Origin of the sequence: Secundilactobacillus malefermentans (assembly GCF_008033155.1) — a bacterium.
GTDB classification, from domain to species: domain Bacteria; phylum Bacillota; class Bacilli; order Lactobacillales; family Lactobacillaceae; genus Secundilactobacillus; species Secundilactobacillus malefermentans.
In genome coordinates, this window is record NZ_CP042371.1 from 811,822 (window position 1) to 830,623 (window position 18,802).

Annotated in this window: 20 protein-coding genes and 1 pseudogene; 5 read left to right on the plus strand and 16 right to left on the minus strand. The window is 42.0% G+C overall.

Annotated elements, in window-relative coordinates:
• Positions 1 to 542: 542 nt before the first annotated feature.
• The 3 genes from FGL90_RS04010 to FGL90_RS04020 all read right to left on the minus strand — a co-directional run bounded on the left by FGL90_RS04010 (position 543) and on the right by FGL90_RS04020 (position 5,613).
• Entirely contained in the window at positions 543 to 1,664 is a 1,122-nt protein-coding gene (locus FGL90_RS04010) for an NAD(P)-dependent alcohol dehydrogenase (protein WP_147656981.1), read from the minus strand.
• A 163-nt stretch (positions 1,665 to 1,827) separates the two neighbouring features.
• The gene (locus FGL90_RS04015) at positions 1,828 to 5,109 is read right to left on the minus strand and encodes an LPXTG cell wall anchor domain-containing protein (protein WP_147656983.1); all 3,282 of its coding nucleotides are present in this window, start codon (positions 5,107 to 5,109) and stop codon (positions 1,828 to 1,830) included.
• Positions 5,110 to 5,124: 15 nt separating this feature from the next.
• Positions 5,125 to 5,613: a KxYKxGKxW signal peptide domain-containing protein gene (locus tag FGL90_RS04020; RefSeq protein ID WP_187240439.1), complete on the minus strand. Its 489-nt coding sequence runs from the start codon at positions 5,611 to 5,613 to the stop codon at positions 5,125 to 5,127.
• 353 nt (positions 5,614 to 5,966) lie between these two features.
• Here FGL90_RS04020 and FGL90_RS04025 point away from each other — a divergent pair, with 353 nt between their 5' ends.
• On the plus strand, positions 5,967 to 6,626 hold the full coding sequence (locus FGL90_RS04025; protein ID WP_147656986.1) for a hypothetical protein: 660 nt from the start codon (positions 5,967 to 5,969) through the stop codon (positions 6,624 to 6,626).
• Positions 6,627 to 6,689: 63 nt separating this feature from the next.
• Here the strand turns inward: FGL90_RS04025 and FGL90_RS04030 are convergent, their stop codons facing one another.
• From FGL90_RS04030 to FGL90_RS04040, 3 genes are all read right to left on the minus strand, one after another.
• Complete coding sequence (locus FGL90_RS04030) at positions 6,690 to 7,523, minus strand: glycerophosphodiester phosphodiesterase (protein WP_147656988.1); 834 nt, start codon at positions 7,521 to 7,523, stop codon at positions 6,690 to 6,692.
• An 84-nt stretch (positions 7,524 to 7,607) separates the two neighbouring features.
• Positions 7,608 to 7,961: a hypothetical protein gene (locus FGL90_RS04035; protein WP_147656990.1), complete on the minus strand. Its 354-nt coding sequence runs from the start codon at positions 7,959 to 7,961 to the stop codon at positions 7,608 to 7,610.
• Positions 7,962 to 8,024: 63 nt separating this feature from the next.
• Entirely contained in the window at positions 8,025 to 8,531 is a 507-nt protein-coding gene (locus FGL90_RS04040; RefSeq protein WP_147656992.1) for a quinone oxidoreductase family protein, read from the minus strand.
• A gap of 99 nt (positions 8,532 to 8,630) precedes the next feature.
• Here FGL90_RS04040 and FGL90_RS04045 point away from each other — a divergent pair, with 99 nt between their 5' ends.
• Positions 8,631 to 9,116 carry a MarR family transcriptional regulator gene (locus FGL90_RS04045; protein WP_010619146.1) on the plus strand — a complete coding sequence of 162 codons (486 nt, stop codon included), beginning with the start codon at positions 8,631 to 8,633 and terminating at the stop codon, positions 9,114 to 9,116.
• Between the two features lie 10 nt (positions 9,117 to 9,126).
• On the opposite strand, the gene FGL90_RS04050 is transcribed toward FGL90_RS04045, so the two are convergent.
• The 9 genes and pseudogenes from FGL90_RS04050 to FGL90_RS04090 all read right to left on the minus strand — a co-directional run bounded on the left by FGL90_RS04050 (position 9,127) and on the right by FGL90_RS04090 (position 15,127).
• Complete coding sequence (locus tag FGL90_RS04050; RefSeq protein WP_010619145.1) at positions 9,127 to 9,468, minus strand: type II toxin-antitoxin system PemK/MazF family toxin; 342 nt, start codon at positions 9,466 to 9,468, stop codon at positions 9,127 to 9,129.
• 26 nt (positions 9,469 to 9,494) lie between these two features.
• On the minus strand, positions 9,495 to 9,749 hold the full coding sequence (locus FGL90_RS04055) for an AbrB/MazE/SpoVT family DNA-binding domain-containing protein (protein ID WP_029327482.1): 255 nt from the start codon (positions 9,747 to 9,749) through the stop codon (positions 9,495 to 9,497).
• A gap of 137 nt (positions 9,750 to 9,886) precedes the next feature.
• Positions 9,887 to 10,536, minus strand: a pseudogene (locus FGL90_RS04060) (NAD(P)H-binding protein).
• 23 nt (positions 10,537 to 10,559) lie between these two features.
• Complete coding sequence (locus FGL90_RS04065) at positions 10,560 to 11,411, minus strand: aldo/keto reductase (RefSeq protein WP_029327481.1); 852 nt, start codon at positions 11,409 to 11,411, stop codon at positions 10,560 to 10,562.
• A gap of 82 nt (positions 11,412 to 11,493) precedes the next feature.
• Positions 11,494 to 11,928, minus strand: a complete 435-nt coding sequence (locus tag FGL90_RS04070) for a MerR family transcriptional regulator (RefSeq protein WP_010619141.1) — start codon at positions 11,926 to 11,928, stop codon at positions 11,494 to 11,496.
• 102 nt (positions 11,929 to 12,030) lie between these two features.
• Positions 12,031 to 13,206: an MFS transporter gene (locus FGL90_RS04075; protein WP_147656994.1), complete on the minus strand. Its 1,176-nt coding sequence runs from the start codon at positions 13,204 to 13,206 to the stop codon at positions 12,031 to 12,033.
• Positions 13,207 to 13,219: 13 nt separating this feature from the next.
• Positions 13,220 to 13,801 (minus strand): flavodoxin family protein, encoded by a 582-nt coding sequence (locus FGL90_RS04080; RefSeq protein ID WP_225423051.1) that lies wholly within the window; start codon positions 13,799 to 13,801, stop codon positions 13,220 to 13,222.
• A 73-nt stretch (positions 13,802 to 13,874) separates the two neighbouring features.
• Positions 13,875 to 14,468, minus strand: a complete 594-nt coding sequence (locus tag FGL90_RS04085) for a TetR/AcrR family transcriptional regulator (protein WP_010619138.1) — start codon at positions 14,466 to 14,468, stop codon at positions 13,875 to 13,877.
• Between the two features lie 68 nt (positions 14,469 to 14,536).
• Entirely contained in the window at positions 14,537 to 15,127 is a 591-nt protein-coding gene (locus tag FGL90_RS04090; RefSeq protein WP_010619137.1) for a TetR/AcrR family transcriptional regulator, read from the minus strand.
• Between the two features lie 65 nt (positions 15,128 to 15,192).
• Here FGL90_RS04090 and FGL90_RS04095 point away from each other — a divergent pair, with 65 nt between their 5' ends.
• The 3 genes from FGL90_RS04095 (at position 15,193) to FGL90_RS04105 (ending at position 18,371) form a co-directional block, all read left to right on the plus strand.
• On the plus strand, positions 15,193 to 16,206 hold the full coding sequence (locus tag FGL90_RS04095) for an amidohydrolase family protein (protein ID WP_147656995.1): 1,014 nt from the start codon (positions 15,193 to 15,195) through the stop codon (positions 16,204 to 16,206).
• Between the two features lies 1 nt (position 16,207).
• The gene (locus FGL90_RS04100) at positions 16,208 to 16,519 is read left to right on the plus strand and encodes a DUF2316 family protein (protein WP_010619135.1); all 312 of its coding nucleotides are present in this window, start codon (positions 16,208 to 16,210) and stop codon (positions 16,517 to 16,519) included.
• A gap of 166 nt (positions 16,520 to 16,685) precedes the next feature.
• Complete coding sequence (locus tag FGL90_RS04105; protein ID WP_187240440.1) at positions 16,686 to 18,371, plus strand: IS1182 family transposase; 1,686 nt, start codon at positions 16,686 to 16,688, stop codon at positions 18,369 to 18,371.
• Here the strand turns inward: FGL90_RS04105 and FGL90_RS04110 are convergent.
• Complete coding sequence (locus tag FGL90_RS04110) at positions 18,357 to 18,791, minus strand: VOC family protein (RefSeq protein ID WP_010619134.1); 435 nt, start codon at positions 18,789 to 18,791, stop codon at positions 18,357 to 18,359. The genes FGL90_RS04105 and FGL90_RS04110 overlap by 15 nt on opposite strands.
• Positions 18,792 to 18,802 lie beyond the last annotated feature (11 nt).

An 18,802-nucleotide genomic window follows, 5' to 3' on the forward strand; every position in this document is an offset into this window, starting at 1 on the left:
ATTATACCAACAAACTCCCCAGTAATACATTTAAAATATCTTTTATTCGACACAAAAGAGCCCTCACGCTTAAAATTCACTAAGTGCGAGAGCTAATTTGGCAACTAAACGCCAGAGGGGGTCGTCTAATTGCACAATAGACCAACAAAATTGAGGGCTAAATCAGATATAGGGTTTAAGGTTTGTTGATCTATCTATAGCTTTTTCTTGAAACAGAGTAAACCGGGTAAGCCAACAACCAGCGCGAGCCCTACAAAAGCCCGAACATTAGTGTTACTTTCAGTTAGTTGCGATAGAACCCCGGTCGCTATCCTATCGGCATTGTTACCTAAATTGATATTACCAACGGATGATACTGTCCGTCTTTCTACAATAAAATCCAATTCTGGTAACGGTTTCATTATGCCAATAGATTGTTTCTAAACTGTTAACAAGATATTGCTACTTTGTTAATATTCCAATTTTATTAAGAAAAAATGTGGAAATAAAAAACTTCAAAGTCGGATTAGTCCGGCTCTGAAGCTTCCTTTATAATTTATTTATTATTTTCCTGGTACATAGCTCTCATCAATGATTAATACAGGTTTAATGGTCTTGCCACTACCTGAATCAGCATTTGCTTGATTAATTTCACTGAATTTGTAGAACTTTTCAGTCTTATCAAAGTCAAACATGCCCTTACGGTAGAATTTAATCAAACGAGGAACATCGATTTGAGGAATTGAGTCACCCATGTTAACACCAATAACTGATTGGTCGTTGACACAAAGGTCGTTCCAAGTATCCAAGTCGACATGGTTAGGGGTGACGGCGATGCAGGCTGATGTTCCGCCTTGGTTCAAGGCGTGAATGGATTGTTCCATAACAGCACTGACACCAGTGGTATCAACGGTGTAATCAACACCTAAGCCATCCGTTAACTTTTTGATTGCTTCAACGGCGTCTTCCTTCTTACTGTTAACAACGTCTGTAGCGCCAAGTTCTTTGGCTAATTCCAAACGTGAGTCAACAATATCGACGGCAATAACAGTTGTACAGCCAGAAATCTTGCCGGCCATCATAGCTGCCAAACCAACGGCACCAGTACCAAATACAGCAATCGTTTGGCCTGGACGTGGTTTCAAGGTGTTGAGAACAGTCCCTGAACCAGTGACGTAGCCACAGCCAAGAGGGCCTAATTTACGTAAATCAAGATCCTTGGGTACTTTAACCGCATTACGTTCACGAACAACCGTGGTCGTCGTAAATGATGATTGGTCAAACATATCAGCAACATCGTGACCATTTTCAGTAAAGTGAGCCGTGTTGTCAGGACGAACGCCAGATAAGTTGTTAGCACCGTAGTGTAAGCACTTAGTTGGTTCACCTTTCAAACAGTTTTCACAATTTCCACAGGCGTAGAATGAAAGAACAACGTGATCGCCGGGTTCGAAGTTTTGAACGTTCTTACCCACTTTTTCAACAATCCCTGAACCTTCATGGCCTAAAACGATTGGGTAGCCAATTTCGGCATCCCCTTTTCGTAAAGCTTCATCAGAATGACAAATACCACTGGCGACCATCTTAACTTGGATGTCCTCGTCGGTCATATCTGCTAATTCAACGTCATCTTTAATTTCAAAATCTGAACCTTTTTTATCAACAACAGCTGCTGTAATTTTCATGCTTGTCAGCACTCCTTTTGAATTTAATGAAAGCGTTTACTACACCTTAGTTATAACAGCTTGTGAAGCGAAATTCAATGATTGACTTTTCAAATAAAACGTGACGCATCAATAAAAAAAGCATCCGGCCTTATCACTTAAGACCGAATGCTCTCTATGGAATTTATTTATACTGCCATTTCTTTCTAAAACCAACTAGTCCAATCAGGTTAACCGATAATGCCAAACCAACAATGGCCCAAATAGTTGCGCTACTTTCACTCGTTTGTGGAAGTGTGCCATTATCCGAATTACCAACATTATCATCAGAAGCCCCATTGGCATGAGCGCGCGTCGCTACCAATTTGTTTCCGTTGGCAGTCGTTGCCGCCGCTGTGGTGTTTCCTGATGTCGCCACCGTGATTGGATTATTACCAGTTGATTCTGATGTGCCTGTGGAACCTGGTTGCCCGGCTTCCGATGGCGTTGTTGTCCCAGGCGTTACAGTTCCAGAACCAGTCTCGTTGCCGCTGCCAGTACCAGCGCCCGGACCCGTAACTTCTCCGCCACTACCACCAGTACTGCCACCAGTTCCAGGTACAGTCGTTCCGCCTCCTGAACCAGGATTAGCAGGCACGTTCACCTTGATTGCTACCTGTAGCGGTTCCGTATACTGCAAGCCGTTTGCGGTGATTGCAAAGCTATTATAGGCAACCTGTCCATTAGTAGCCGTGTCAGGCACTTCAACTTCAAATGACACCGTCTGATTTTGACCATTAATCGTTGCGCCAGTCGCGGGATCCAAGACCAATCTGAAGGCAGTCACCGTTGCGTAATCATCAACCGTATCTGTCCAAGCGGCACTTGCGGGATCAGTCGTCACACCTGAATCAGTGGTGTAAAGCACTTGAACCTTACCTACCCAGTCAGCGGGAAGCGTCACCGGCCCAGTCAGCTTAGCTTGATAGTCTGACCCACGCTCAGCATTTGTCGTTAATCCTGTGTCACCCACAACTGGTAATACATCAACTAAGTCTAAAGAGGTGAGCTCTTTATCCGTATTAGTTGTCGTGTTGAGGTTAATCGTTACCTTGTCGCCCGGCTTAACGGTTGCTGAATCCGCGAAGGTGGCCCCATTTTGCCCCTTCACTTGCTGGGTAACTTGCGTAACAGAATTTTTAATAATGGTGTAGGTAACCCCTGAAGCGGCTAATGAAGTTGCTGCAGATCCAACGCCAGTGATTTCACTAATATCCGTCACTTTACTTGTATCAGTTACTGAAGGATTCGGAGTTGCGGTTTGAACTTCGTAATCATTATCGCCTAAATCAACGTACGTTTTGAAAACAACATCTTTAGGTGCATCATTTGCGATGTTAACGGCAAATTGGGTTTCAACTGTTTGTTTCGGTGCGACGTACGAAAGTCCCTTCCAGTCAATTTTGACAAGTTGTTGTCCCGTACCTTGGTAATTGCCGTCAGAAACACTGACCGTCTTTTCGCCGTCAGCAACAGTATTCGCCGCATCAAACGTAACGCCCTTAGGAAGTAATGTGTAAGTCGTGAAGTCTTTTCCTGAAGCAACTAAATTACCTAACGACCCATTTGCGACACCAAAATCAACTTTAACTTGATGCGTACCAGCTGCGATTTCCTTACTATCAGCAGTGCCAACGAGACTCGTACTAGTGTTAACAATTTTGGTCGTTCCGGTTGGTCGACTGGCAACTTCAACTAAGTTAGGATTCTTCAACCAGGTATATTGACCACCGGCTTCCTTAGCAAAGACTCGCCAATCACCAAGGGTAAAGTAGTGATCATGATGGGCCGATATCGGCGCATTCACACCGTATTGTGGCACAAATTGGTTTGTCAGCGTCCCCGTATAACCATCCTTAACTGAGGTGGTGAAGAAGAATTCTTGTGCCGTCCCATTTGGTGCACCAGAATCTGCTGGTAATGAAGCGTAGTCAATGTTAGATGACACACCATTAGTTGTGTTATTGGTGTTTGTTGGTTTGATATTGAAGTACCATGTGTCCGGATCAGTTGGCAGTGCTTGTCCATCTGCGTCCAAATGATAATACATGAAAACATCAATAACATCCTTACTGGCATCCAATCCCATTGCTAATAAATCAGTTCGAGTAAAGACATTTTTCTTAGACGTATCGATATTGCTTGATAGAACTTGATACTGGTTCGTTGTGTTCTCACCCGCGTACTTAACGGCCAAAGTGACAAACGGATAAACCGTCAAAGGTTGATCCTTATAGCTCATATTTGGTCGGTAAACGGCTGGATTGAGTTGAATGGTTTGTAAAACTTGGTTCCCGTCAAATTCTTGATGCATCCCAAAATACTTCAAGTTGGGGTAAGTAGAAGAAGTTTGCTGGCTACCATAAACCCCCGTTAGAACATCATACGTTAATAAAATTGGATTATCTTCAATATAAACGGTTGGATCACCACTGGTGTAGTCAAGGGTTGTATGTCCCTTTCCATCTGCTGGGCCTGCACTTACGGAAGCTGCTACTTTTCCGGAAGTGGTAGGGAGCGTTGATGGGTCATATGGTGTAACCGTTACGGTAGCGTCGGTTAGGGCAGATGATGTTTCTGTATCTGTCGTACCGTCCGTATACGTAGCCGTATATTGGCCAGTCGTTGCCAACTCTTCGTAGTTAGCAACATCGTCATCAACCGTTGTCTTAACGCCAAATTTGTACGTTTGATCATTAGCAACTTGATCTGCTAACGAACTGGCTGGTTGGGTCCAGGTTAAAGTCGTTATTCCAGTAGCACTGTCAACGACGACAGTTGGGGTTGGATTTGTTAACCCGTCAGCGGAATCCATGCCAACGTACGTTAACCCCTTAGGCAGTGTATAGGTGAAAATAATATTTTTGCCAGCTTGAATGAGTTTCACTCCATTTTGGCTTGTCGGAATATTAACCGCCCAATTCCAAACGACTGAATCGTTCTGAGTTGGATTAATGTGCGTTTCCCCCGCACTATCTTTAATACTGCCAATATGGTTTGTTACACTACCCACTACTTTATTGTTTGAAACGGTTGCTGGTCCTGACGTTGCAGAAACGGTTGGCGCAAGATCTAACTCATCAGCGGTAAAAGTCACCGTTAAGGCTAATTTTTCACCATCTTTGGCCTGCGTTCTGTCTGTTTTAAAGTTCAAAACAATGTTAGCTGATGTCTCGCTAAGGGTTGCAAAATCGTATTCAAGTTGCCCCTTCGTATTAATAATTGGGGTGACGCCAGCAACTGCTAGGTCTGCTAATTGATTGCCTAATGTCGTTCCATCAATCGTTGGCAACGTCAGTGTTAATTTAGCATTATGATAATTAGTCTTGATACCTGTCGCGTCAAACGTGACTTTAAATACTGCTGAATCTCCCGCCTCAACCGTTGGTGTAACAGCCTCGCTGGTCACCGTAATGGGCGACTTCACAGCGGCAGTCGGTACTTAAGCTGCTCTAGCCGACGGTGCGGACCGCTTAGTCGCCACAGGTTTTTCAGCAACTGGCTGTGCAGGCGCAGGCGTTGCCGGTTCTGGTGTTGCCTGCTCCATTGCTGGCTGCGCAACTTCCGGTGTTTTAATTTGTGTTGATGCTGCGGGTTCTGTAACCTTTGGAACGACCTCTTCTGCCACTACCGGCGAGCTCTCAGGTTCTGCTTCAGATGCTGCCGGCGTTTCTTCTACTGGCGTAACTGGTGTTTCCGCTGCTACTTCAGTTGGTGTCGTTTCAGCTGCCGCAACAGGTGTTACCACAGTTTTTGTCGTTGGTGCTTCAGATACGGGATCCGTTGCTGTATCAGCATGCACAAGGCCGGCCCCACCGGCTAAAAATGCACCAAAGCTAAGCAGTGAAATCCCAGCGACTACCCAGTTACGTCCTGATTTATACATTTTATAATGAGTCTTAGTATCGGTAACCCAATTTTTTCGATTCATGTTTTCACTCCTCCAAATTGATGAAACAGTTCTCCCAACCGTGATCAACCTCTGAAAAAACGATGGCATTTAGACTGACTATCCCCATAGTCCATGCTCTGTCGAGTGTTTCGTTATTTTCGGCTAATTAGTATACCCCCTTAATAATATAGACATCAAATTAAGATATAAAGCGTTTACATGACCTTTATACCATATATGATTGATAAAGCAAGCTAACGCCATTATCTATTTACTATATTCTTTTTAGTCTTCTACAAACGACATATTATGACACCCTAAAAGTGTAAATTAGCTTATGTGGAGTAACTAATAATAGACTTCATACATAGAATCCAAGGGGGAATTTAAAAATGTCTAAGTTTTCTGCAAAAAAATCATTCACTCATTTTTCTCTACTGTCGATGTCCGCACTAACGCTACTAGGAGTCGGCGCAGGATCAACTGCATTCGCGCTTGACTCACACGTACCAACGGCAGCAGCTACTGATTCCACTGATGCCTTTTTCAGTTTAGGTGCAACGCGAGATGGCAAACCAACTACGGTTACTGCAAAAGGTTATTACACATTCGTTAAAAATAAACCGACAACCGTCAAAATCCCTAGAATTGTTGGTTATCACTGCAACATCAAAACAACCAAAGTTACCTGGAAGGGTGGGAATAACTTTACGGTCAGTGCCTATCCCGTTTATACAAAAAGTGATTCAAAAGCCGACAATACGCCACATAAATTTAAAGTATTTAAATCAAAAGTTTATGCGACTAAACAGCTCAAACATCACCAATTCAAAAAAACTTATATTCGCTATAGTGAAGCAGGATTAATTTACACTACTCGTTCATTAAAGCACTGGTCTCATCGGGGAAATAACTGGATGGATACTAAATGGTCAACTAATCAATCGGTAACCGTTAAGAAATCTAATGGTAAAACCGGTGTCTATTATTACATCAAATCTGCGGACGAAGGAATAAAAGGCTGGATTTGGCGCGGTTATCTTCATAAATAGTGGCTAGTAAAATAGCGTTAAACTTGAAATTTCATTATTCAAGTTCAACGCTATTTTTATTAATTATTTTTCAAAATATCCCGTCGCCAATTTCGTATTATCAGTAAACAGACCATCAAGTCCGCTTGCCTGACCGTTCGCAAGTTCGGTATCGGTATCTAATGCATAACCGACAGCTTTCTTGTTGCTCATGTGAATCAACTGCACGTCCTGAGTAGTGACCCCCGGCGTGTAAACGGCCACGATATTAATGTAGCTTGGTAATTGCGACAATAGTTTGCTCAAGTAGTTAGCATTTGAATTATCACCACTTAGTACCAACATTTCTGGTGCATTTGGTAATAAATTATGCAGATACTTCAGGCTTGCGAGGCTAAATGACTGTAAGACCACGTTATTTTCAACGTGATGTTCCTTGATGGAAGCAGCAATTTCCTTTTCAAGTAAGTAGCCACCCTTAGCCGTTTTCTTGGTTTCCACAACGTAATTCGTGGATTGTTGGTAACGGTTAAAAATGCTACCTAACGTATGAATCGTTTCCCCATTTGACAAAGGTGCCTTCCGAATCTCGCTGTAAGTTGAATTGGTCACGCTAATATTATGGCCCGTATTCTTCTTCAGATTGTTATCGTGCGACACAACCAGGTGATTATCCTTGGCCAAAATGACGTCCTGCTCGATGAACTTGCTTCCATTTTGAATGGCATCATTATATCCGGCAAACGAGTGCTCCGGGAACTGCAATGGACTTCCCCGATGTGAAATGATCAGTGGTGTTTCTGCTGTATATTGATTCAATGAACCAACCTCAGCAGCTTGTGCGGTGGCGCTAAATGTCAGACCAGCCAAAGTCAGTGCGATGGCCAGCATCCATTTGAAATGACGCTTCGTAATCATGTGTTCTTCCCCCAGTGCTAAAATGCAATGCACTTATTAGTTTACAAGAGTTGGGAGAAGTTGTCATGCTTTCATGAAAATTTATTATTTTCCTGGATTGAAAACGAGGCGCTTACCAGTTTCTTTCAGCCACATTTCAGAAACTTGGCTGAGTGGCGCAACTTCGATTGGAACGTTGAAGTGCCCTTCGCTGATGAGCTGGGCCAATTCAGGCAACTCCTTAACGAAGGCTCGGGCGGGAACAGATCCCATGCCGCTTCCAAGTAAAGTGAGTGCCGTGGAACGAAGAAAAGCCGCTGGTAATTTAATGTCGGCTCCGGCCATACTGCCGATTTCCGCCCAATTGAGGGGTTGGCTGTGGTCGGTTCGCGCTTGCAATATAATAGGAAGAAACTGTTCAGTCACTTCTCCCCAAAGGTAGTCCAATACCACGTCCACGTCGGCGTTCGCCTTTAAATCTGCATCTGGATTTCCTAACCAAATTTTTTGATCTGCATCTAGTTAATTCAGTTTCTCCTGGTTTCGCCCAACGGCAACCACCTCACTGGCACCCAAATAACGACTGATTTCAATAGCGACGCTGCCGGCAGCGCCGGTTGCACCCAAAATCATCACCTTCTTACCTTTAATATCGCCAAGACGCTGCTTAATCGCCATCCATGAGGACGTTGCGGGATTCATTGCGGCGGCAACCTTATTGGCATCGACGTTTGCTGGAATTGGAATCATTCGGTGCTCGTTCACTGCAACTTTCTCGGCCAGTGGCCCGTTCGCCATAAAGTAGACAAGCTGGCCGTTTGCTAACTTGCCCACGCCATCCACTCCAGGAATAAACGGTAATTGGCTGGCATCGCTAGAGTAATGCGTTCCATTTGCCCGCGCCTGTACCAAATGGTTCACGGGACTTGCTAAAACGGTAACGAGTTGCTCGCCGTCCTTGGCGATTGGCGCCTGAACTTCTTTATATTGTGGGACTTGGTTAAATGTTTCGACTAATGCTGCTTTCATATTTAAAACTTCCTTCTTGATTATTAATTACATGTAATACATAATGATTATACATAGAAACTTTTTAATTACAAGTAATTAATTCGGAGGACTTTTAAAATGAACACCCAATTTTCTCGATTACAAGAAGCGATTCGTAACGTTAACCAACAACACGAGCAAACTGAAGAATCCTTTTGGCAAGCCGCTTGGAATCACCTTGCGGATGAAATGCCGCAATCTCAACAAACTGATCTTAAACTGGCAAAATTAACTCATAATGAAATGCAGATTTTGAGTCAATTGAATAACACCACGGCAGAGCTCGTCCCCTATAAGGAGCTCCAAAAACAAATGCCGTTTTCTCAAGGGCTCTTTTCACGTTACGTCAACCGTTTAGCGAAAGCGAGTTTAATTGAAAAATCGAAAAAAGCAGACAACAAAAAAGCGGTCCAACTCTCGATTACCGAGACCGGCCGCTACGCTGCAAAACTACACGATGAAATGCATCGAGTGGAAATTGCTTCCTATGAAAAATCCTTATCTAATTTTGATTCTGAAGAGATTGAAACAGCGATTAGGGTGTTAAGTCAACTTTCTGACTAAAAGGCGTGGACTATTCTCCTAATATTGCATGGATGAGTTCATTTACTTGTTGAGGAATAGTAACGTGTTCAACAAACTCAATCTTTCTCGCCTGAATATCAACGCAAGTCAACTGTTGCACTAACAGGGTTTCATTTGTCTGACTTGTCGGAACCAGAGTCTCCCAATTTAAAACTAGCGGATAGTCGCGAATCGTACTGGTAAATGGAATAACCCAGGCAAACGGCGATATTTCGCTTAATTCTTTGGCACTCACAACGAGCCAAGGTCGGAGTCCCTTTTTGTTCATGGTTTGAATCATCGGGCTTGGGATCATTTGAAAGACGAATAATATCGCCTCTTTGCATTTCATGTACACTCATCTACTCGACGCCTTTCTTAGATTAATTCTTTACCAACTGGTTCTCCTTTATCCACAATGTCAAAGGGATATGGCTGTTGCTTGTCGTAATCACGCAATAATTCTTGGATAGCAGTTTGTTTGGGGTTAATAACAATTGCGCCATCTTGCTGACTAATTTCCACGGTATCCTGCTCCTTCATATCTAATTGTTCAAGTAAGTCTTTGGGAATTCGAATGGCCAAGCTATTGCCCCACTTGGTTAGCTTTGTTTCGCTTTTTGAAGTCATCATATCGCCTCCTGTATCTACAAATATATACTAGCTGTCAGTGAAGTACAAAAGTTAACTCATCCTATTATTAAATATGAATTTAGTTATTAAAAACACGGCCATCTTTTTTAAGATGAGCCGTGTTTTAATTTATTTTCTTAATATACCGGACGATCCTCACCCTGCGTCTCCGGATCCGCCATTCCCAAGCTATCATTTGATCCAAATGCTGGATCAGCAACAATTTGAGAACAACATCCGCAACACTTTGGCGTGAACCTGATACACCCTCATATGATTCGTCACGATGAGTAACTGAGTACTTCACTTCGTCACGGTCATTCAACCATGGCAAACGGAGCGTTGTGTAGTCCAAACCGGACTCCGCTAACAACTTGTCTGAGTTGGTAGCAGCTGCTAACCCGGCCATAACTGATTGTTTGTTCCAGCGACCAAATTCACCAGGAACCTCGTCGTAAATGCCTAAGATATTAGTAAAGATAACGCGATTAACGTTTTCTTCCTTCATCCCCGCAATCACGTTCTTGGTCCAGTTGTTATTAGCAGTATGGTCAACAACCGCAACGAACACCATGTCCTGTCCAGCAACAGTTTGCTTAACAGCATCGGCATCCCCCAAATCAGCTTCAACCACGTTAACTCGTGGGTTGTCAGCCAAGTTGGCTAGTCGTTTACTGTTTCGAAGGGCCAAAGTTAGCTCAACGTCTTTAAATTGATCTTCCTTTAAAATTCGATCTTCAACGATACTTGCAATTTGTCCGTTGGCTGCAAAAATTAGTAATTTCATTTAAATACTTCCTTTTTCATTTATTAAAGAATATTATCTCCACCCAGTTGTTTAACCATATTTGGATCACGGTGGTCAAAGAAGGCAGATACCTTCATGTCAAGTTCCTTGATTTGATTCATTTCGGTATCACTTAATTCAAAATCAAAAATGTCGATATTTTGTTCCATTCGTTCCTTATGAACTGATTTGGCAAGACTGACAATTCCACGTTGGTAGAGCCAGCGAAGGACAACTTGGCCAACGCCCTTGTTATGGGCCTCACCAATTTTACTCAATGTTTCGTTGGTAAATAGGTTATGCTTTCCTTCAGCAAATGGTGCCCATGCCTCAGGTTGGATATTTAGCTTGTTGTTCCAATCAACTTCTTCATCTTGTTGGAACCAAGGATTAATTTCAATCTGATTCATCTGAGGCGTTACTTCAACATGCTGGTTTAAATCCATGAATCGATCTGCATTAAAGTTTGAAATACCGATGCCACGAACCTTTCCAGCCTTTTGAAGTTCCTCCATTGCGCGCCATGATCCAAAAATATCCCCATAAGGCTGATGAATTAAGAACATGTCCAAGTAATCAAGTTGCAACTTGTCTAAGGCTTCTTGAAATTCTTTCTTAGTTGCTTCATAACCAGTTGATGTCACCCAAACTTTTGTCGTCACAAACAAATCTTTACGGTCAACGTTAGATTCTTTAATTGCTTCGCCAACCTCGGCTTCATTACCATAAGCCTGCGCTGTATCGATTAAGCGATAACCGGCATCAATTGCGTCAAGAACGGCTTGCTTTGTCCCGCCACCCTCAACTTGAAAAACACCGAATCCAACTGCTGGAATCTCTAAACCATTGTTTAACTTAAATGTAGGTACTGTCATCATATAAAATCCTCCTAAATTATTGTTCATCATTATTCTAAACCTTAAAGTTCACTTCATAGCAACCCTTATTACTCACAACTTACTTTTCATCGTTTGATATAAATTTATCAGATTCCCACAACTTTTCCGTGTTATCCGCATCCATATCACCAGCCTTAAACTTGGCAACGTGATCATCGTAGGTCTCAATTTTATACTTCAAGATGTCTCTGGTTCTATTTAATTCATCAAATTTTTTATCTATTTCTTCAAGCTGTTCCTTCAAAAGGTCTTTTTGCGCATTTGAGACATCATGTTTCGATTGTGCCAATGTGGCAAACTCAATCATCGACTCAACTGACATCCCCGCCTTTTTAAAATTTTTAGCTAGGAAAACCCAATTCAAATCATTGGTTCTAAAATTTCGATAGCCATTTTCATCTCTACCAATGGGTGGAATCACACCGACTCGTTCGTAATACCGAATCGTATCAATTGAAATTCCCATTAATTCAGATGCCCGCTTACTATTCATTAACTCATCTCCTTACCTTACAACCACATCATAAACCTTAAAGTTAACTTCATAGCAAGCAAAGCGTTTCAATTTATCCAAATTACATCTGTTATTTAACACCTAAGCCATCGTCGGCTTTTTTTGTTTGATCCGAATCACAATGGCCAAAATTAATGTCAAACCAGCATAAACCGCTGCATTTAGCCAAAATAGATCTCGTAAATTCGTAATATTCAACCAATCTTGAATCAATAGTGACGTATAGGGTGACAGTGATCCTGCCAAATTATAAACGACCAGAACGATTGAAGTCGCTAATGCGTTACCGGTTCCCCCAATGTTGACGGCATTTAGAACCCATGGGAAGAAGAACCGGGCACCGATTCCAGTGAAGAAACCGCCAAGCATCGTCAACCAGGTTGTGTTTGAAACGGCAATCAAGCTCATCGCGAGGGCCAAAAAGACAAACGCAATGACTAAGATGTAATCCTTCATTAATAGGAACACGCGACCAAACAAAATTCCACCGAGCATGGCCCCTAAACTCAAGGATAAAATGACAAAGCTTGCGGAAGTTGCGGTCCCATATCCTGCGCTAACCATCAGAGTTGGCACTTTAATCCCCATAATCATATGGAAGGTAATCACAACAAAGGTCATCACAAGATAACCAAAGAGGGCTTTTGGCAGCTTCGCTTTTGAGGCAACTTTTGTTTCCTTAGTCGTAGTTACATCTGCTTTGGGAATGCTTGGCACAAACAAGGTAAATAAAATGAGTGCAGGAATCGTAATCGCATATGCCCAAAACGACATGTGCCAATTAATTTGAACTAATTGACCTGCGATAAAGGTGACTAAAACGCCACCCAAGCCTTCAAACGTGCTTTGAAACCCAAGCGTTTGTGAGCGTTCGGGTCCTTTGAAAAAGTAGCTGATGATGGTAACCAGTAATGAGTTAAACAGGCCGACCCCAAAGCCAAACAGCGCTCGAGACACCATCAATAAACTAAAACTATTGATAAAAATGGGTGATAAACCGGCAACTGCCGTCATGATAACCCCAACAATCACGGTTTGTTTTAACCCAATCCGTTTCGCAATCCAGCTACTCAATAGGACTGCAATCATTAAAAAGAATGACGGAATTGTTGTGAGCAGTTCAATCTGTGCCAACGGAACGTTTGGAAACGCCTTTGCCAGCACTGGAATATTTGCATTAATTGCGGGTGCTGAAGCGGTGATAACTGAAACTAGTAAAATGGATAGTTTCATTAACGTGTGATTTTTATTTTGCATGTTATTTCTCTCCTTAATCAATTGGTAGTCTGAGTAACCAGTTCTTAAACTGGTCTCGCGTACTCTCTAATTTCGTATCATGAATGGTGTAGCCGGGTAAAATCTTTGCGGATTTTGGTAGTAAGGCCTGCAAGACCATTTGCGTATCACCATTCCCGTAACCTGCATTTGTTGAAAACGACGTGACCGTTTTGCCGGCCAACTGATCTCCAACTGTTTCCAAAAATTGACGCATGGGGTTCGCAATGGTCATCGCCCAAATTGGGTGTCCCAGCAGGATATTGTCATACTTAGAAAAATCTGGCAGGTTCTTCGTGATGATTGCCGGCCATTCCTCCGGTTCACGTTCCGCCGTTGCCCGCTCCACTGAAGCTCGGTAGTTTGCTGGATACGGGCTCTCAACAACCAGTTCCACCATGTCTGCCGTTAACGTTTCTTGAGCAAAAGTTGCTTGGGCTTCCGTATTACCACTTCGCGAAAAGTAAACAATCAACGTCCTCGTGTCATTGGTTAAAATTTGCATTGGCTTATTCTTCGCATTCGTATCAGCACCATCTGAAACGGCGCCGCAACCCTTAGGTAAGTTTGTCATCATCAATTCTCTCCTTCTATAATAATGACCATTAGTCATATTTACTGTTTAAGTTAACCACCATTTCTGGTGGCTGTTAGTTTGTTTGAATGAGGTAATCGCGTAATAGCGATGGTAACTGTAAATCGCAAAATCGTTTGACGGTGGTCACTGGATTAACGGTTTCAGGCGAAATACACCAAGTTAATAAAATGCCGTACATTTCGGTTAGCATCAATTGCGCAATTTGGTGAACGGGCGTCGTGATTTTTAATTTACCCGCATCAATGAGTTTCATCAAAATTCGTTCAAACGACTGAACATCGAACTTCCATTTATTACGATTGGCCGATGAGGCACTGACGTAGCTGATCCACTGGCGGGCAAGTTCGATTTTGGAATTCTCAATCACCGTCATGTAATCAACCAAATAATTTTTGATTACATCAAATGCATCCCCAGAAACCGCCTCATTGTCGTCAATTACATTAGCAAAATGTTCCTTGCTGAGTTCAAAAATGAGATCCTCTTTTCGCTCAAAGTAATTATAAAACGTGCCTTTGGCGATTCCCGCCGTTTTGACAATTTCATCAACTGAAATATTTTCATAACCGCGTTGCACAATGAGCTGGTCTGCAGTATCTAATAATTTTTTTCTGGTTGCAATGGCGTTATCTTCTCTCTTGCCCACTTCTATCACCTCGAAAAATAGTATACAACGTTTTAATTTAAAAAACAATGACTAATGGTCATTTATTTTTATAAATCTGGAATGAGCTTCCGATACAGCTTCAATATGGCCGCTTTTGATAAGGGTTCAGGTGCCTGAACGACCTGTTGCGCAAATTGGAGAATGGTCGCACCTAAGAAGGTTGCCACAAAGGTTCTATTGGGCTCCGGATAATCTCGCAAAATTAAGATTCGTAGTGCAGCACCTGAAATGACCGGTTCAATTCGAGGACGGCTTTGACTCCAATTCATTAATCGAATCAGATCGAAATTGGCATCAATTATGTTTACCAGTTCTTGGCTCCCGGTCTCAAAGTCCAGAAAGGTTAATTGATCCACCCGCGCTTCGAGTTCCGAAATCACAATGATAAACTGAACCGTCAATATATCGCGTAGATCTTGATGATGACGGTAAAAAGTCGCTCGAGAAACGTTGGCTTGTTCGCATGATGCTTTGACCGTTATCTTATTAAAATCTATGTTTCTTCCATAATAATGTCGCAAGGCTTGATAGAGCTTTTGCTGACTCTTTTTAGATCTAGCATCGATTGCCATAGGATTACTAAGTGGAATACTTGCCATTTTAATTTGGTATGATACATTGTGCCTAATATGTATCATAAACTCCTTTTTTTCTTAGTATAGCACCCTTACAATACATAATGAATCGGAAAGGACTGTTCACCTTGAAAACCATTACCGTGGAAGAACATTTTGAATCACAGCTGGTGACCGACCTTATGACTAAGGTAACCGGAAAGCCTACCGTTCCGTCATTAAGCGAAGATATGCTCACCTATATGCGGACAACGTTGCCAACGTCAGCCATTATGCAGGATGTCACCAAAAATCGACTAAACTTTATGGATCAGAATGACATTGATATGCAGATTCTGTCCTACGGCAACTCGCAACCCCAAAATATGGATCCAAAATTTTCAATCGATATTTGTCGGGTCGCTAATAATGAACTTGCCAAAATTGTAAATGAGAATCCTGACCGGTTTGGTGGTCTAGCCGTCTTGCCTGTCGGAGATCCCCAAGCCGCAGCCACTGAATTAAAACGAGTTGTCGAGGACCTCGGACTGAATGGCGTGCTCTTCAAGGGAAATTATGGTGGAAAATATTTCGACGACCCCTTCTTTCTCCCAATCTTTCAAATGGCAAGTGACCTGGACGTTCCTGTTTACTTTCATCCCTCGTTTATTCCAAACGACATTGCCCAACATTATTATGCCAACGATAACTGGTCAGATGTTGTGACCGGAATTCTCTCCTCTGCTGGTTTTGGCTGGCACATGGACGTTGGTATTCAAGTGATGCGCATGATTATTTCTGGTATTTTTGATAAGTTACCCAATTTGAAACTCGTTTCTGGTCACTGGGGCGAATTAATTCCAATGTTCCTTGAACGATTAGATGACGAACTTACGCCATACGCTGGATTGAAGCACCCCTTTAGCACCTACTACCGCAATAACGTTTACGTGACGCCAAGTGGCATTTTGGCAGAGCCCCAATTACGGTTTATCCTGGATGAAATGGGTGCGGATCATCTTTTATATTCGATCGATTACCCCTACAAAACACCAGAAAACAGCGGAACATTTTTGGAGACGGCTCGTTTAACTGATGAGCAACGGGAGAAAATTTTCCATAAAAACGCAGAGACCATTTTTCATTTGAAAGGAGAAAAATAATATGACCTTAAATCCTAAACAATTAGACATGACCCGGCACGAGCTGCAACAAAATTTTGAGCTTAGTGGCTTGACGAAAAAGCAGGTCGCAACTGACCTCAATATTAGTGAAATCAAATTAGACCACCTATTTAACCTCAATCAACAATCCCTGGATGACCCTTGGATTTTGCGCAATTACCTCATTGAAAAGGTGCAGGAGGCTGGCAAGGAGCCCGTCCCATTCTCAGCAATGGGTGGTGATTGGCACCGGCACTGGTTCCTGAATAGTGAGGCGATAGATGCGCGCCAAATGACGCCGGGAGATAATTAAAGAAGGTGCGATAAGCTAAAGAGGTGGCTGGGACAAAAGTCCTAATCTAAAATAAAAGAACCAGGAATTCGAATTTGAATTCCTGGTTCTTTCATTTTATGTAGGCACGGTGTGCCCAAATCTGTTAATCTTAAATCACCACAAAATAAGAAAGTTGGTGCCCACCGTGTATAAACATTATAACAATAACCAAACCATATTAACATTTCCAATTGAATTTAAAATTAATCCCAATCATATTGTCGTTTCAATTAGTGATTTTGTAGATAGTATTCCCACTGAAATTCTGTATCCGGATGCTGACAAGTTTGGGCGACCAAAATATTCGCCAGCGATGATGATGAAACTCCTATTATTTGCTTATATGCGTCATACGTTTTCTGGCCGTGCTATCCAAGAAATGGCAGAGGAAAACCTACCAATGAAGTGGTTAATTGGTAATCCGGACGAAGTCCCAAGTTATCGGAGCATTAATCGCTTTCGAATTTCACAAGTAGCAAAAGGGATTATCAAAAAAATGTTTCTTCAATTTCATGAACAATTAAGTGCATATGGTTTAGTAGATGACGAATCGTTATTTATTGATGGCACAAAGATTGTCGCAGATGCCAATAAATACTCCTTTGTTTGGCGAAAAAGCGTCGAACGAAATGATGCCAAGTTAGAGGAAAAAGCTAGCGCCTTATTTGATGACATGATTCAAGAAAAGGTTAATCTAGCAACTGATGCCGAAGGCACTTTGGCGAAGTTAGATCATGCAGAACGTGAATTAGAACATGATATTGATAACCTCGATCAGAAAATTAGTGCAGAAAAAGTCATTAAAGGTGGCTCGCCATCAAAGCAACGACGAAGAAAACTAAAACATTTTAAGCATATTATTACTTCGGATTTAAAGCCTCGGAAGCAAAAATATGAAGATTATCTTGAAATTCTGGGAAACCGAAACAGTTTTTCTAAGACTGATCATGATGCAACCTTTATGCGAATGAAGGAAGATCCAATGCAAAATGGTCAATTAAAACCAGGATATAACTTACAGATTGGTACTCAAAATCAATTTGTCCTATTTTATGATTTGAATCAACGGCCAGCTGACCAAAGAACGCTAGTCCCATTTTTGAATCAAGTCCAACAAAGAAAGGCCACGTTCCGTTACGTAGTAGCGGATGCAGGTTATGGTAGTGAACCAAATTATGACTTTGTTTTAAAGGATTTTAAAGCGACGCCACTTATTCCCTATACAATGTATTTAAAAGAACAATCCAAGAAGTATAAAAATGATGCCAATAAGGTTATGAATTGGACCTATGATAACGCAACTGACAGTTTCACTGATCAGCATCATATTCAATTCTCCTTTAAACAAGTCTATAACAGGACTGATAAGTATGGGTTTCAGCGGACCATTCGAAAATATGAAGCCAATCAATACGAGGATCCCGAAGGTTATCACTATTCGATTACGGAAAGGGGTAACCAACGGTCAATCCAAATAAATCCGCATTGGGAAATGGAAAAAAGATTAATTAGAGTTAAGCTTTCAAGTAAGACAGGTGCTTCAATTTACGCAAAGCGTAAAATTGAAGTTGAGCCAGTTTTTGGTAACTTGAAGGCTAATTTGGCGTTCAAACGCTTATCGGTCAGAGGGTTAGAAAAAGCCAAAAATGAATTGGGGATCATTTTAATGGCCGGAAACTTAAAGAAGATGATGAAAATCATCCTTTCAAGTCGTCAGCAGAGTCAAAAAAGTAGTTGGAAAAACTTAGTGAATAAGTTTTTCCAACTACTTTTTTATTCAGAGGTCAGTTTTGTCCCAGCCACCTCTTTCTATTTACTATTCAATCACTAACATATCATGTTCATCAAATTGCCAATCCTTGGAATAGGCCACTTCCCAATAATAGCCATTAGGATCTTGGAAGTAACCGCTATAGCCACCCCAGTCGCCCCAAACCGGTTGTTTGACGATCACTGCGCCATTTTGCTGGGCATTTTCAAAAACAGTATCGACCTCTTCCTTCGATTTCGCATTGTAGGCGTGCGTCACGCCATTAAAGGTTGTGGGCATTGGATTGTCCTCAGCCTTAATGCCGATATCCTTCAATAGTTCATCATACGGAAACAGTTCTAATTTAGTACCCGTATTATTGAAAAAGACGATGGTATCAGCCATTTTGTCGTTCGGTTCGTCAAACCCGATTGCTTTGTAAAATTTGCGTGAGGCTGCGAGATCATTGACGCCAAGACAGATTAGATGAATGGTATTCATGGAATCATCTC